The sequence below is a fragment of the Pseudomonas sp. OST1909 genome (assembly GCF_015277575.1).
GTDB lineage: Bacteria > Pseudomonadota > Gammaproteobacteria > Pseudomonadales > Pseudomonadaceae > Aquipseudomonas > Aquipseudomonas synxantha_A.
Genome location: NZ_CP063780.1, coordinates 747,805 through 761,329 on the forward strand (window position 1 = coordinate 747,805; position 13,525 = coordinate 761,329).

Annotated in this window: 11 protein-coding genes, 1 pseudogene and 1 riboswitch; of the genes and pseudogenes, 6 read left to right on the forward strand and 6 right to left on the reverse strand. The window is 61.4% G+C overall.

Annotated features, from left to right (window positions below; genetic code table 11):
- Positions 1–30: 30 nt before the first annotated feature.
- Both hldE and IH404_RS03270 read left to right on the forward strand, forming a co-directional pair.
- Positions 31–1,455 (forward strand): bifunctional D-glycero-beta-D-manno-heptose-7-phosphate kinase/D-glycero-beta-D-manno-heptose 1-phosphate adenylyltransferase HldE, encoded by a 1,425-nt coding sequence (gene hldE, locus IH404_RS03265; protein WP_005784159.1) that lies wholly within the window; start codon positions 31–33, stop codon positions 1,453–1,455.
- Complete coding sequence (locus IH404_RS03270) at positions 1,448–2,383, forward strand: NAD-dependent epimerase/dehydratase family protein (RefSeq protein WP_005784161.1); 936 nt, start codon at positions 1,448–1,450, stop codon at positions 2,381–2,383. Before hldE ends, IH404_RS03270 begins: the two co-directional genes overlap by 8 nt.
- Positions 2,384–2,451: 68 nt before the next feature.
- Here the strand turns inward: IH404_RS03270 and IH404_RS03275 are convergent, their stop codons facing one another.
- The 4 genes from IH404_RS03275 to IH404_RS03290 are packed head-to-tail and all read right to left on the reverse strand — an operon-like array spanning position 2,452 to position 5,837.
- Complete coding sequence (locus IH404_RS03275) at positions 2,452–3,420, reverse strand: hypothetical protein (RefSeq protein WP_005784162.1); 969 nt, start codon at positions 3,418–3,420, stop codon at positions 2,452–2,454.
- Positions 3,421–3,461: 41 nt separating this feature from the next.
- Complete coding sequence (locus tag IH404_RS03280) at positions 3,462–4,274, reverse strand: aldo/keto reductase (RefSeq protein WP_194439947.1); 813 nt, start codon at positions 4,272–4,274, stop codon at positions 3,462–3,464.
- Positions 4,271–5,446: an FAD-dependent oxidoreductase gene (locus IH404_RS03285; protein WP_032878248.1), complete on the reverse strand. Its 1,176-nt coding sequence runs from the start codon at positions 5,444–5,446 to the stop codon at positions 4,271–4,273. Before IH404_RS03285 ends, IH404_RS03280 begins: the two co-directional genes overlap by 4 nt.
- Positions 5,447–5,501: 55 nt before the next feature.
- Positions 5,502–5,837 (reverse strand): multidrug efflux SMR transporter, encoded by a 336-nt coding sequence (locus IH404_RS03290; protein WP_005784167.1) that lies wholly within the window; start codon positions 5,835–5,837, stop codon positions 5,502–5,504.
- A gap of 103 nt (positions 5,838–5,940) precedes the next feature.
- On the opposite strand from IH404_RS03290, the gene IH404_RS03295 reads away from it, so the two are divergent.
- Positions 5,941–6,831: a LysR family transcriptional regulator gene (locus IH404_RS03295; protein WP_032878246.1), complete on the forward strand. Its 891-nt coding sequence runs from the start codon at positions 5,941–5,943 to the stop codon at positions 6,829–6,831.
- Positions 6,832–6,854: 23 nt separating this feature from the next.
- The gene (gene waaA / locus IH404_RS03300) at positions 6,855–8,132 is read left to right on the forward strand and encodes a lipid IV(A) 3-deoxy-D-manno-octulosonic acid transferase (RefSeq protein ID WP_005784171.1); all 1,278 of its coding nucleotides are present in this window, start codon (positions 6,855–6,857) and stop codon (positions 8,130–8,132) included.
- Between the two features lie 123 nt (positions 8,133–8,255).
- On the opposite strand, the gene IH404_RS03305 is transcribed toward waaA, so the two are convergent.
- Positions 8,256–9,695 carry a TolC family outer membrane protein gene (locus tag IH404_RS03305; protein WP_005784173.1) on the reverse strand — a complete coding sequence of 480 codons (1,440 nt, stop codon included), beginning with the start codon at positions 9,693–9,695 and terminating at the stop codon, positions 8,256–8,258.
- A gap of 196 nt (positions 9,696–9,891) precedes the next feature.
- Positions 9,892–9,997, forward strand: a riboswitch (TPP riboswitch).
- A gap of 149 nt (positions 9,998–10,146) precedes the next feature.
- On the opposite strand from IH404_RS03305, the gene thiC reads away from it, so the two are divergent.
- Together thiC and IH404_RS03315 are read left to right on the forward strand one after the other, a co-directional pair.
- The gene (gene thiC, locus IH404_RS03310; protein WP_005784175.1) at positions 10,147–12,051 is read left to right on the forward strand and encodes a phosphomethylpyrimidine synthase ThiC; all 1,905 of its coding nucleotides are present in this window, start codon (positions 10,147–10,149) and stop codon (positions 12,049–12,051) included.
- 226 nt (positions 12,052–12,277) lie between these two features.
- Positions 12,278–12,781: pseudogene (locus IH404_RS03315) on the forward strand (hypothetical protein); the annotation flags it as partial.
- On the opposite strand, the gene IH404_RS03320 reads toward IH404_RS03315, so the two are convergent.
- Positions 12,750–13,496 (reverse strand): RsiV family protein, encoded by a 747-nt coding sequence (locus tag IH404_RS03320; RefSeq protein WP_005784179.1) that lies wholly within the window; start codon positions 13,494–13,496, stop codon positions 12,750–12,752. The pseudogene IH404_RS03315 and the gene IH404_RS03320 sit on opposite strands and share 32 nt — an antisense overlap.
- Positions 13,497–13,525: the final 29 nt, after the last annotated feature.

Consider the following 13,525-nt stretch of genomic DNA (forward strand, 5'->3'; position numbering starts at 1 on the left):
CCCCTGTTCATTTTGTATGTGGGTTGCTCCATGAAGTTGTCCATGCCGCGATTCAATCAAGCCGCTGTCTTGGTGGTCGGCGATGTCATGCTCGACCGTTACTGGCATGGTGGTACCTCACGGATTTCCCCTGAGGCTCCGGTACCGGTCGTCAAGGTCGAGCAAATCGAAGACCGCCCGGGTGGCGCTGCCAACGTCGCTCTCAATATTGCCGCCCTCGGTGCCCCGGCTTCCCTGGTGGGTGTGACCGGCGACGACGAAGCTGCCGAAAGCCTGGCCAACAGCCTGCAGGGGGCCGGCGTGCGTGCACTGTTCCAGCGCATCGCCCATCAGCCGACGATCGTCAAGCTGCGGGTCATGAGCCGTCACCAGCAATTGCTGCGTATCGATTTTGAAGAACCCTTCGCCACCGACGCCCTGGCCCTCGGCGACCAGGTCGAGGCGCTGCTCGAAGGTATCAAGGTGCTGGTATTGTCCGACTACGGCAAAGGCGCCTTGCAGAATCACCAGGTGCTGATCCAGGCCGCCAAGGCTCGCAACATTCCGGTACTCGCCGATCCCAAGGGCAAGGACTTCTCGGTGTATCGAGGCGCCAGCCTGCTCACGCCTAACCTCAGTGAGTTCGAAACCATCGTCGGCGGTTGTGCCGATGAGCACGAACTGGTGAGCAAGGGCGCGGCGCTGATGGCCGAGCTTGATCTGGGCGCCTTGCTGGTGACCCGTGGCGAGCACGGTATGACCCTGCTGCGACCTGACCATCCGGCCATGCACCTGCCGGCGCGGGCCCGTGAAGTGTTCGACGTTACCGGTGCCGGTGACACCGTGATTTCCACCCTGGCGGCGTCTATCGCGGCCGGTGAGGAACTGCCCCACGCCGTGGCCCTGGCCAACCTGGCGGCGGGCATTGTGGTGGGCAAGCTGGGTACCGCGGCCATCAGCGCACCGGAGTTGCGCCGTGCGATCCAGCGCTCCGAAGGCTCGGAGCGCGGTGTGCTGGGCCTGGAGCAGTTGCTGCTGGCGATTGACGATGCACGTGCCCATAACGAAAGCATTGTGTTCACCAACGGTTGCTTTGACATCCTGCACGCCGGGCATGTGACCTACCTGGAGCAGGCGAGTGCCCAAGGCGATCGCTTGATCGTCGCGGTCAACGATGATGCTTCGGTTAGCCGCCTGAAGGGGCCGGGCCGTCCGATCAACAGTGTTGACCGGCGCATGGCGGTGCTGGCGGGCCTGGGCGCGGTGGACTGGGTGATCAGCTTCTCCGAGGATACTCCGCAAAATCTGCTGGCCCAGGTCAAGCCTGACGTGCTGGTAAAGGGTGGTGACTATACCGTCGACCAGGTCGTGGGGGCGGATATCGTCAGCGCCTACGGCGGTAAGGTCAAAGTGCTGGGCCTAGTTGAAAACAGCTCAACCACCGCTATCGTCGAGAAGATCCGTAATAATGATTGATACTAAAAAGTGGGTTCTGATCACTGGCGGCGCTGGCTTCATCGGCTCACATTTGGTTGATGCGCTGCTTGCTGGAGGCTATTGGGTCCGCGTGCTGGATAACCTGTCCACTGGCAAGCGAAGCAATTTGCCGCTCGATAACGAGCGAGTCGAACTGCTTGAAGGTGACGTCGCCAATGCCGAAGAGGTGGCGCGGGCCCTTGTTGGTGTGACGGCGGTGGTGCACTTGGCGGCTGTAGCTTCGGTACAAGCATCGGTGGATGATCCCGTCAGCACCCATCAGAGCAATTTCGTCGGCACCTTGAATGTCTGCGAAGGAATGCGCAAGGCCGGTGTGAAGCGTGTGGTATTTGCCTCCAGCGCAGCTGTGTATGGCAACAATGGTGAAGGTGCTTCGATTGACGAGCAGACAGCTAAAGCCCCATTGACGCCCTATGCTTCGGACAAGTTGGCTGGCGAGTACTATTTTGATTTTTACCGCCGCCAGCATGGGCTGGAGCCGGTGATTTTTCGTTTCTTCAATATTTTCGGACCCCGCCAGGATCCGTCATCGCCGTACTCCGGCGTGATCAGCATCTTTAGCGAGCGTGCCCAGCGTGGCTTGCCTATCACCGTGTACGGCGATGGTGAGCAGACCCGCGATTTCATGTATGTGGAAGATTTAGTCAATGTGCTGGTGCAGGCCGTTGAAGTGCCAGACGCTCCCTTGGGGGCCATTAACGTCGGCTGGAGCCGCACCACCACCCTCAGGCAGGTTCTGCAGGCGCTGGAAGAGGCCTTGGGCTCGTTGCCTGCTGTGACATATGAAGCGGCGCGCTCGGGCGATATTCGGCATTCAAGGGCGAATAACCAACGGTTGTTGGCCAGTTTCACGCCGCCCGAGCCTACCCCGTTGAAAGTGGGGCTGGAGCGCCTGTTGAACAGCTGACGGTTTTACCTGCATGAGCCGAGGTGGACAGAACCGTCCTCCTCGCGCCTCAATGAAAGGTTAGCGCATCAGCTCCTGATGTTTTTCTTCGGTACGATCTTGCGCAGCATCTGCCGCGCCTTGCCGGTCAGGCGCTTGAGTTTCGAGTCCTTTTCCGGCTCTGCCAGGCCTTGCTGGCGCAGCCAATCCTTCCAGCGAATCCGCTCATCGCGCACCAGCCAGCCCTCTTGCTGGGCAAAGCTTTCCGCCAGGTACAAACCGCGTGTGCTGGCCGGGTACAGCTGATCTTTCTTGACGGTATACAGTTCGGCCAACGGCTCGCCGTCTTTCAATGGCATCAGGTACAGATCCGGACGCTGACGATCCAGGCGCGCCACCAGTTGGTCACCTTCCAGGCGTTCATCCACATGGAACAAGCTCAGGGACTTGGCTTCCTTTGGCACTTCCAGGCGCAGGTCATAAATCAATTGCAGCGATGCCGTTGGCAGGTGCACATAGGCTCGTGGGCGCTCGATCAGTTGCGTGGTGGCGCAGCGTACCGGGCGTGCGGCGCCGGACAAGGGGCTCAGGCGAAACGGCAGGGCTTCGCGGTAATGCAGGGCGGCGGAGTAGGGCGCCGGTAGCCAGGTGTCATTGAAGCGCCCGCCGAGCCAGCCTTCAGGCGTCTCCAGCAGGCACTCTTCGGCAATTTCCTGGATCGCGGTGTGCAGCGGCAGGTTCAGTTCATGGGCCGGTACGTAGCCGGAGATCAGCTTGAGCACCACATCGCCGCGGTCCTGACGACGCTGGCGCACCAGCACCCAGTAATCCTTGTTTTGCCAGTGCAGTGTCAGGCGCACCGAGACGCCGAGGTTCGCCAGTTCCAGGGCGAAGCGTTCGGCATCCGGCACCTCTACCGGCTTGCGCCGTTGCAGGGTCTGGGCGAAGTTGAGCGGCATGCCGACGCTCTGGTAGCTCAGGCCTTCGGGGGTAGCCTCTACGTGCAGCGGCAGTGTCTTGAAGTTACTGGGGTTCTTTCTTATGAGCGTACGCGGCATGTCGGCTCCTTTGTGCGACGGGGTCGGCCGCGTGGGCGGCATCAGAGTTGACGGATGACTCGGGCAGCGGTTGCCACGTTATGGGCCAGGTGCAGCGGATTAATGGTCCCGACAATAGCACTGGCGACGCCCGTTTGCGCAAACAACAGCTGGAAACTGGCATGAATTGGATCCATTCCTGGCTCCAGGCACACGTGACCGCTGGCCAGGGCTTTTTTTACCAGGATGCCCTTGCCATGGGTGCTCGCGTAATCGATCACGGTTTTCTCGGCCTGTTCATTGAGGTTGTAGGTGACCATCGCGCAATCGCCCTGTTCCAGGGCCTTTATGCCGCCTTCGACGGTTTTGCCGGAGAAACCGAAACCGCCGATTTTGCCGTCCTTCTTCAGTTGGGCCAGGGTCTGGTAAACCTCGCAGTCGTTGAGGATGTGCAAGTCGTTACCGTCGGAGTGCACCAGCACCAAATCGATAAAATCCGTTTCAAGGCGTTTCAGGCTGCGTTCGATCGACATTCGCGTATGGGCCGCGCTGAAGTCGTGACGGGACACGCCATCGGCAAACTCTTCGCCGACCTTGCTGACAATCACCCAGTCGTTGCGCTGGCCACGCAGCAACGGGCCCAGGCGTTCCTCACTCATGCCGTAGGCGGGGGCGGTGTCGATCAGGTTGATGCCCAGCTCGCGAGCCTGGCGCAGCAGCATTCGCGCCTCGTCGTCGCCGGGAATCTGAAAGCCGCTGGGGTATTTGACCCCCTGGTCGCGGCCCAGTTTGACGGTGCCCAGGCCCAATGGCGACACCAGCAGGCCGGTGCTGCCCAACGGGCGATGCAGGTCGTGCAGGGTTGGCAGGCTCATGGCAACAGTTGCTCCCAGGCGGGTTGGCCGATAGCCGGTTTTGGCAGTTCGGGCAGTGGGGTGCTGGCGCCGGGGCGAATGCCGTCGCGCTCCAGAGCGTGGAGGACGCGGTCGGCGAAGTCCGGTGCCAGGGCCAGTTTGGTCGGCCAACCGACCAGCAGGCGGCCGTCTTCGGCCAGAAAGGCGTTGTCGGGCCGGCTCAGCCCCGATTGCAGCGGCTCGGCGCGCTCCACCCGCAGGGTTGCCCACCGGGTCTGGCTCATGTCGATCCAGGGCAGCAGGTGCGCCAGCTCTTTCTGGGCGGTGGCAATTTGTTCGTCAGGCGTACGCGCCACGCCATCGGCCTCGGCGATATCCCCGCCCAGGTACCACACCCAGTTGCCATCGGCAGCCGGGTGAGTGGTTACGGTGATGCGTGGCTTGGTGCCGCCGCCCAGGCAATGGGCATACAGCGGCTTCAGGCCCGGGCCTTTGGCGATGATCATATGCAACGGGCGTTTTTGCATGGCCGGCTGGCTCAGGCCCAGGGCTGCGAGCAGATCAGCGGTGCCGGCGCCGGCGCTCAGCACGATGCGCTGGGCACGGATCTCGCGGCCATCGACCTTCAAGCCCACCAGCGTATTACCGTCCAGCAACGGCTCGATGTGCTGGCCTGCGAGCAAGCCGTCACCCGCCAGTTGCGCCAGGCGTTCGATCAGGCTCGGTACGTCCACCACCAACTCCGCCAGACGATAGACCTTGCCCTTGAAGCGGCGGTCTTGCAGGGCAGCAGGCAGTTCTTCGCCCTTGACCTGATCAACGCGGCCGCGCACGGCCTTGCTGGCAAAAAAGCTGGTGAGGTTGCCGGCGAGGGTGCCCGGGGACCACAAATAATGCGCTTGGGACAACACGCGCACGCCGGACAGATCCAGCTCACCGTCACCCGCAAGGGCTTCACGCCAGCGCCGCGGCATGTCGGCAATGGCTTCGGAGGCGCCGGTGAGGGCGCCGTGCAGGGCGTATTTCGCCCCGCCGTGAATGATCCCCTGGGACTTCACGCTTTGCCCGCCGCCCAGGCTGGCGCTTTCCACCAGTACCGTGGAAAACCCCTGGCGGCGCAGGCGCGCATTGAGCCAGAGGCCGGCAACCCCGGCGCCGACAATCAGAACGTCGGTGGAAATAACGGATGGCATCGGCGACCTCAGTGTTCAAGACAAGAGGCGCAGTATACAGGCTGTTGAGTGACGGTCAGTGCCCGGCGGTTTTCGAGAACAGCTGAATCACCACCACGCCCAGCACGATCAGGCCCATGCCCAGCATCGCCGGCACATCCAGCTTCTGCCCGTAGATGAACAGCGCCGCGACACTGACCATCACAATCCCCAGCCCTGCCCAGACCGCGTAAGCCACGCCCACGGGCACGGTGCGCACCACCAGGGTGAGCATCCAGAACGCTACGCCATAACCCGCGATCATCAGCAGCAGCGGGATCGGTGTGCTCAAGCCTTTGACCGCTTTCATGGAGACGGTGGCGATCACTTCCGAGCAAATGGCAATGGCCAGGTAGCAGTAGGCGGCGTTCATGGGGCAATCCTCAAGGTGAAGCTGGTTTGATAAGGTCGGCATTCTAGAGGTTCAACAGATGCGGTAAAGTCATTACCTATCCGAATTCAAGATAGGTTCAACCATGAGCGTGCAGTGGGATCTGGAACAGATGCGTCTGTTTGTCAGCGTTGCCGAGCAGCGTTCGTTCTCTGCCGTAGCGCGCGGGCAACGCAAGGCGCAATCGGCGGTCAGCAATGGCATCGCCCTGCTGGAGGCGGACCTGGGCGTCAGCCTGTTTGAACGTAGTAGCGGCCGCCAGCCACGCCTGACCGAAGCCGGCAGCGTGTTGCTGGAAGAAGCACGCGAAGTGCTGCGCCAATGCGAGCGGCTTAACGGCCGGGCGCTGTCCCTCACCCGTGGCGAGGAAGCCTGCCTGCGGCTGGCCCAGGATGAGGCGATGTTGTTTCAGCCGGTGCTCGACAGCCTGGAGGCGCTGGCGGTGCAGTACCCGCTGCTGGAAGTGCAGTTGTCCAGCGCCGCCCAGGGCGATGTGGCGCGCAAGCTGGTGGAGCGCCAGGCGGACCTTGGGTTGTTGTTCTATCACGACCAAATCCCGGAGGCCCTTGAGCGGCGGGTAGTGGGCAGTGTGGAAATGGTCACGGTATGCGGGGTGAATCATGCGTTGGCCAAGGAAACTTACGTGACTTGCCAGCATTTGGCCCAGCATCGGCAGTTGCTGATGTCGACCCAGACCAGCGTCTACCCTGGCAGCGAAGCGGCCAGCCCTCTGGTGTGGCGCGCCGACAGCTTCTACGTATTGGCCGAATGGCTGATGAGCGGCCTGGGCTGGGCCTGGCTGCCTCGGCACATCGTGCAATACCCGACCTACCAACAACAGATGGTCGAGTTAGCCAGCGAATGGACACCGCCGGCGCTGGTCGTGGAACTGGTATGGCGGCGCGATGAGCACCTGGGGCCCGCCGCTCGCTTCCTGGCTAAACGATTTGCCGAGTGCTTGCAGGCGATCGACTGAAAAAGCCGATAAACTCCGCCGCCATGAATAGAACTCTCTACAGCTGTCTGTTTTACCTGGCGCTGCCGTTGGTGGCCTTACGTTTATGGCTGCGCGCGCGCAAGGCACCGGCCTATGCCAAACGTGTGGGCGAACGGTTTTCCTATGGCTTGCCGGTGATGCGCCCCGGCGGTATCTGGGTGCACGCCGTTTCGGTGGGCGAAAGCATTGCCGCCGCGCCGATGATTCGCGCTTTGCTGGCGCGGTATCCGCAACTGCCGATCACTGTCACCTGCATGACGCCTACCGGTTCCGAGCGTATCCAGGCGTTGTTCGCCAATGAGCCGCGCATCCAGCATTGCTACTTGCCCTACGACTTGCCCTGCGCCGCCAAGCGTTTTCTCGACCGAGTGCAGCCCAAGCTGGCGGTGATCATGGAAACCGAGCTATGGCCCAACCATATCCATGCCTGCGCTCAACGCGGTATCCCGGTCGCGCTGGCCAATGCAAGGTTGTCGGCGCGTTCGGCCAAGGGCTACGCCCGGTTCGCCAGGCTGACGGCGCCGATGCTGGCGCAAATGAGCCTGTTCGCCGTGCAGACGCAAACCGAGGCGGAGCGCTTTCGCAGTCTGGGCGCACGGCCTGAAACGGTGGAGGTGACTGGCTCGATCAAATTCGACCTGACCATCGACCCCCAATTGACGGCCCGCGCCGCTGACCTGCGTGAACAGTGGGGCGCCAGCGACCGGCCAGTGTGGATCGCCGCCAGTACCCATGAAGGTGAAGACGAAGTGGTGTTGGCTGCCCATCGCCAATTGCTGGCGAGCTATCCCAACGCGTTGCTGATTCTGGTGCCGCGTCACCAGGAGCGCTTCGGCCCGATGTTCGAGCTGAGTGTGCAACAAGGGTTTGCCACGGTGCGTCGCTCCAGCGGTGAACCGGTCACCGAGCAAACCTCGGTGCTGCTCGGCGATACCATGGGTGAGCTGCTGTTTCTCTACGCCCTGGCCGACAGTGCCTTTGTGGGTGGCAGCCTGGTGCCGACCGGCGGGCACAACCCGCTGGAGCCGGCGGCTTTGGGTAAGCCTGTGATCATGGGGCCGCACTTGTTCAACTTCCTCGAAATCAGCACGATGATGCGCGACGCCGGGGCGTTGCGAGAGGTGGATGATGCAGACGGTTTGGCCGAAGCGGTGCGGCAGCTTTTCGAGCTGCCGCAGGATGCACACAGGATGGCGCAGGCGGGGTTGAAAGTGATGCAGGCCAACCAGGGTGCGTTAAAACGCCTTTTGGACGGTTTGGAAAGATTGATCGCTCACTGACCCAGCGCCCATCAAATGTGGGAGGGGGCTTGCTCCCGATGGCAGTGGGTCAGCCAACCTATTGGGCGACTGACACAGCGCTATCGGGAGCAAGCCCCCTCCCACATTGGTTATGCGGTGAGCTTAATAGCCCGGGCGGGCCTTGAGCTGTTCGGCAGCGGCCTTGGCCAGGTCCGGCGGCAGGAAGTCCTTGTCCGGGTTGTAGTCGGCCTTGAGATAGCGCGCCAGGTCTTGCAGGTCCCCTGGGTTCAGAGTGCCCGCCGCCTGTTTCAAGCGCAGGTTGTCGAGGATGTAGTCGTAGCGGCTGTTGTTGTAGTTACGCACCGACGCATACAACTGGCGCTGTGAGTCCAGCACATCGACGATGTTGCGCGTGCCCACCTGATAACCGATTTCCGTGGCTTCTACCGCGCTCTGGTTGGAAATGATCGACTGGCGGCGTGCCTGCACCTGCTCCACGTCGGTGTTCACTGCACGGTGCAGGTTGCGGGTGTTTTCCACCACCTGGCGGCGCAGGCCCTCGCGCTGTTGCTCGGATTGGTCGAGGCGTGAATAGGATTCGCGCACTTGCGAACTGGTGAGGCCGCCGCTGTAGATCGGGATGTTCAAACGCAGGCCGATGGTGCGTTGCGACACATCGCCGCCGTACGGGATAGGCAACTGATTCGGGTTGCTGAACCCCAGGGCGTCGTTGTCGCCTTTTTCGTATTGCGCGACCGCATCGAGTGTCGGCAGGTGGCCGGCCTTGCGCTGCCTGAGGGTTTCTTCGGCGGCGGTCACGGCGTAATTGCTGGCTAGCAGATTGAGGTTCTGACGCCCGGCGGTTTCGACCCAGGCCTTGGCGTCGTTCGGCGCCGGCGGCAGCACCGGCAGGGTATGGACGATGCCCTGGATCGAGTTGTATTGGCGGTTGGTCAGGGTAATCAGCGCTTCGAAAGCGTCGTCTACCTGGCGCTGGGCCACGATGCGGTTGGCTCGGGCGGTGTCGTAGCTGGCCTGGGATTGCAGCACGTCGGTCTTGTCCGACAGGCCCACATCGAAGCGCTCATTGGACTGGTCGAGCTGACGCTTGAAGGCATTTTCTTCGGCCTTGGTCGACGCCAGGTTGTCCTGGGCGCGCAGCACGGCGAAGTAGCTCTCGGCACTCTGCAAAATCAGGTTCTGCTCACTGGCCGACAGTTGCAGCGAGGCTTGCTCGTTGACGGCTTCGGCAGCTTGCAGCTGGAACCAGCGATCGGCGCGGAACAGCGGCTGGCTCAGGGTAGCGCGCCAGGAGTGGGCGTCACGGTTGGCCGTGGCGGCGGGCTGGTCGATCTGGGTGCGCACATTGTTACTGTCGGCCCCGGCCGACAGGTTCGGCAGCAGGCCTGCGCGCGCCTGGGGCACCACCTCTTTTTGCGCGCCATATTGAGCGCGGGCAGCGGCCAGGTCGGCGTTGTTGCTCGCCGCTTCCTGATAGACGCTGACCAGATCGGTGTTGGTGGACAAGGGCGCTTCAGCTGCCCAGACCAGTCCGTTGGTCGCACAAGACACGGCAAGAGCCAGTGAAAGTTTGCGCAGCATGAGGCGATCCCTAATTTAAATATTACGGCAATAATTTAGCGCTCAAGGCTAAGGCTGGCCATTCCTGGCGTCAAGCCTTGAAGCAGTGCCCGAGTGTAGTTGCCGGACCTGCGCACAACAATCCCACGATCACGCCATTCATCACGCTGAATGCACCGCTATTGGCAATTTGCCCACGCCATGGTCTAGACTGGCCGCGTTCTTGTCGGGGTGCCTTGTTGGAAGGCTGAGATCGGTAAATACCGGATCCCGTTGAACCTGATCAGGTTAGCGCCTGCGTAGGGAACAAGATTTCTCGTCACCCGGCGAGTCCTCTTGTGCTTCGTCCGGGATGTTGTTCGACAATCGAACAGCCCTCGTGCGCCAAGCACAGCACTGGTTCCAGTGCGTCCATCCGTCACAGGTTCGCTCCGACAAAAATCCACCGCCTGGATCAGTTGGAGAGCCCGTGATGAGCACTGAGATAAAAAGTACAAAACCAAAAAATACTGTGCACCTGAGTGAATCGGCCAAGGTCGACTCCGGCTCCGTGCAGCCGTTTACCCGCTCGCAGAAAATCTACGTGCAGGGCTCGCGCCCCGACATCCGCGTACCGATGCGGGAAATCAGCCTGGATGTGACCCCCACCGAGTTTGGCGGCGAAATCAACGCCCCTGTGGTGGTCTACGACACCTCCGGCCCCTATACCGACCCCAACGTCATCATCGATGTGCGCAAAGGCCTGGCTGATGTGCGCTCGCCGTGGATCGAAGAGCGTGGCGATACCGAGCGGTTGTCCTGCCTGAGTTCCAAATACGGCCAGGAACGCCTGGATAACCCGGACCTGGCCTACCTGCGCTTTGCCCACCTGCAAAACCCGCGTCGGGCGAAGGCCGGGGCCAACGTCAGCCAGATGCACTACGCACGAAAAGGCATCATTACGCCCGAGATGGAATACGTGGCCATCCGCGAAAACATGAAGCTCGAAGAAGCCCGTGCAGCCGGCCTGCTCAAGCAACAACATGCCGGGCACAGCTTTGGTGCCAGCATTCCGAAAATCATCACGCCTGAATTCGTGCGCGAAGAAATCGCCCGCGGCCGCGCAATTATCCCGGCCAACATCAACCATACCGAGCTGGAACCGATGATCATCGGCCGTAACTTCCTGGTGAAGATCAACGGCAATATCGGCAACAGCGCCTTGGGTTCGTCCATTGAAGAAGAAGTGGCGAAAATGACCTGGGGTATCCGCTGGGGTTCGGACAACATCATGGACTTGTCCACCGGCAAACATATTCACGAAACCCGCGAATGGATCATCCGTAACTCGCCCGTACCAATTGGCACCGTGCCGATCTACCAGGCCCTGGAAAAAGTCGACGGCGTGGCCGAAGACCTGACCTGGGAGTTGTTCCGCGACACCCTGATCGAGCAAGCCGAGCAGGGTGTGGACTATTTCACCATCCACGCCGGCGTGTTGCTGCGTTACGTACCGCTGACTGCCAACCGCGTGACCGGCATTGTCAGCCGTGGCGGCGCGATCATGGCCAAGTGGTGCCTGGCCCACCACAAGGAAAACTTCGCCTACACGCATTTCGAAGAAATCTGCGAAATCATGAAGGCCTATGACGTCAGCTTCTCCCTGGGGGACGGCCTGCGCCCGGGTTCGGTGGCCGATGCCAACGACGCTGCGCAATTCGGCGAGCTGGAAACCCTGGGCGAGTTGACCAAGATCGCCTGGAAGCACGACGTGCAAACCATGATCGAAGGCCCCGGCCATGTGCCGATGCAGTTGATCAAGGAGAACATGGACAAGCAACTGGAGTGCTGCGACGAGGCGCCGTTCTACACCCTCGGCCCGCTGACCACCGACATCGCGCCGGGCTACGATCACATCACTTCAGGTATTGGCGCGGCGATGATCGGCTGGTTCGGATGCGCCATGCTCTGCTACGTCACGCCCAAGGAACACCTGGGTTTGCCGAACAAGGATGATGTGAAGACCGGGATCATCACCTACAAGATCGCCGCACACGCCGCAGACCTTGCCAAGGGCCATCCGGGTGCGCAGATTCGCGATAACGCCTTGAGCAAGGCGCGCTTCGAATTCCGTTGGGAAGACCAGTTCAATCTCGGCCTGGACCCGGACACCGCACGGGCGTTTCACGACGAAACGCTGCCGAAGGAGTCGGCCAAGGTGGCGCATTTCTGCTCCATGTGCGGGCCGAAATTCTGTTCGATGAAGGTGACTCACGAAGTGCGTGAGTATGCGGCCAACCAGCGTATTGAAGCGGTGGATGTGGACGTGGCCAAGGGGTTGGCCGAGCAGGCGGAGCGGTTCAAGCGCGAAGGCAGTCAGCTGTACCAGAAGGTCTGATCCCGAGTCGGCGGTGCCTGCACGGCCGTCATCGCGGGCAAGCCCGGCTCCCACAGTTGATCGAGTTGTACACAGTTTTTGTGTCCACAGCCGGTCCCCTGTGGGAGCGGGCTTGCCCGCGATAGCGATCTCCCAAACAACAAGTGCCCCTTAGAGATCACACCCTTGAGCAATCAACCCAGCACCTATTCCCCGGACATCGCGGAGCCTACTGACAAACGCGTCTGATGCCGCCAGCCTGCTCGGCACACGAGCGTTCAGCGAGGGCAGCCTGCTGGCGAGTCCCGTGCTGTGGACGCTGTTCTTCGGTGGTCTGGCGACCTTGCTGGCGGTCAGTGGCCCGCTGACGTTTGTACGGCAAATCCTGCGCAAATGGGGGATTTGGCTGCTGGCACTGGCGGGCGCCGGGCTCGGCATTCCGCTGCTGTTGATTCTGCTCGATGAGTCGGAAAACGCCTTTGCCGATATTCACTCGGCGGCGGTGTCCAGTGGGATGCTGTTGCGTATGAAGATCGAGCACCTGGCGTTGGCCATTGGCCTGGTCTGTACCTTGATTGCCTGTTTTGCACCCTTGGCGCAGTACCAGAACTTCCTGCTGCTGATCGGCTCAGTGTTTGCGCCGCTGTTCGGCGTGGTCGGTGCGACCCTGCCGGCATTGCTGCTGGCAGGGCTGTTGCAGGCGATTCTGGGCCGGGCCGTTAGTGGCGAGCAGGCATCAGTTCAGGCTTGATCACACCCGTGAGGCGCGTATAGGGGATGGTAATTTCGATCAGCCCCTGTGCGTAAGGGGCGATGGTGGCAACGTTGTACTTGAGTACTACGCCACCACTGGTCAAGGCCACGTTCGGGGTTTTCTGGAACGGCCAGTTCTTCAGGAACTCCGGATCGCGGTCCATCTTGGTGTTGATCAACCAACTGTTATGCGCAACTTTCGCAGTGTTCCAGAATGCCTGCTCCTGGCCCGGCAGCAACATGTCAGCCAGGCTCAACTCCTTGTGCAGCAGGCGCGAATAGTTGATGAAACCACGGCCCGGCTCACCATGAGCGACGCCGGTGTCGAGGTAGCTGGACACTTCAACGATCACCAGGGCGTCATGTTGCTCACGTACCTTGGCTTGCAGATACATGCTGTGGCGGTCCGCGGATTCGCGCAGGAACTTGTCTCGATAGGCATTGAGCGTCGCAGGCACACTGGCGCCGGGCGTAGTGCGGGTCATCTGCAGCAGGCGCTGTTCCACCAGGCTGTCGAGTTGCGGGTCAGCGGGGAAGTGCACGGTATCGATGTTCACCAGTGGGCAGTCCGGGCTATCACAGCCAGGCTTGATCTGTTCCGACTTGTCGGTCGTGACGTCCAGCGGCTTGAGCTGGCCGGGTTGGAACAGGCTCTGGCAAGCACCCAGGGTCAAGGCAATACAGGCCATGGAGGCGATTTTTAAAAGCGACATGTGTGTCCTTCGTAAATCGATGGAAAGCG

Coding starts and splice junctions, on each gene's coding strand:
- IH404_RS03290 (WP_005784167.1), bottom strand. CDS start 5,837: ATGAACGCCGCCTACTGCTACCTGGCCATTGCCATTTGCTCGGAAGTG.
- IH404_RS03295 (WP_032878246.1), top strand. CDS start 5,941: ATGAGCGTGCAGTGGGATCTGGAACAGATGCGTCTGTTTGTCAGCGTT.
- IH404_RS03305 (WP_005784173.1), bottom strand. CDS start 9,695: ATGCTGCGCAAACTTTCACTGGCTCTTGCCGTGTCTTGTGCGACCAAC.
- IH404_RS03285 (WP_032878248.1), bottom strand. CDS start 5,446: ATGCCATCCGTTATTTCCACCGACGTTCTGATTGTCGGCGCCGGGGTT.
- IH404_RS03320 (WP_005784179.1), bottom strand. CDS start 13,496: ATGTCGCTTTTAAAAATCGCCTCCATGGCCTGTATTGCCTTGACCCTG.
- waaA (WP_005784171.1), top strand. CDS start 6,855: ATGAATAGAACTCTCTACAGCTGTCTGTTTTACCTGGCGCTGCCGTTG.
- thiC (WP_005784175.1), top strand. CDS start 10,147: ATGAGCACTGAGATAAAAAGTACAAAACCAAAAAATACTGTGCACCTG.
- IH404_RS03275 (WP_005784162.1), bottom strand. CDS start 3,420: ATGCCGCGTACGCTCATAAGAAAGAACCCCAGTAACTTCAAGACACTG.
- IH404_RS03270 (WP_005784161.1), top strand. CDS start 1,448: ATGATTGATACTAAAAAGTGGGTTCTGATCACTGGCGGCGCTGGCTTC.
- IH404_RS03280 (WP_194439947.1), bottom strand. CDS start 4,274: ATGAGCCTGCCAACCCTGCACGACCTGCATCGCCCGTTGGGCAGCACC.
- hldE (WP_005784159.1), top strand. CDS start 31: ATGAAGTTGTCCATGCCGCGATTCAATCAAGCCGCTGTCTTGGTGGTC.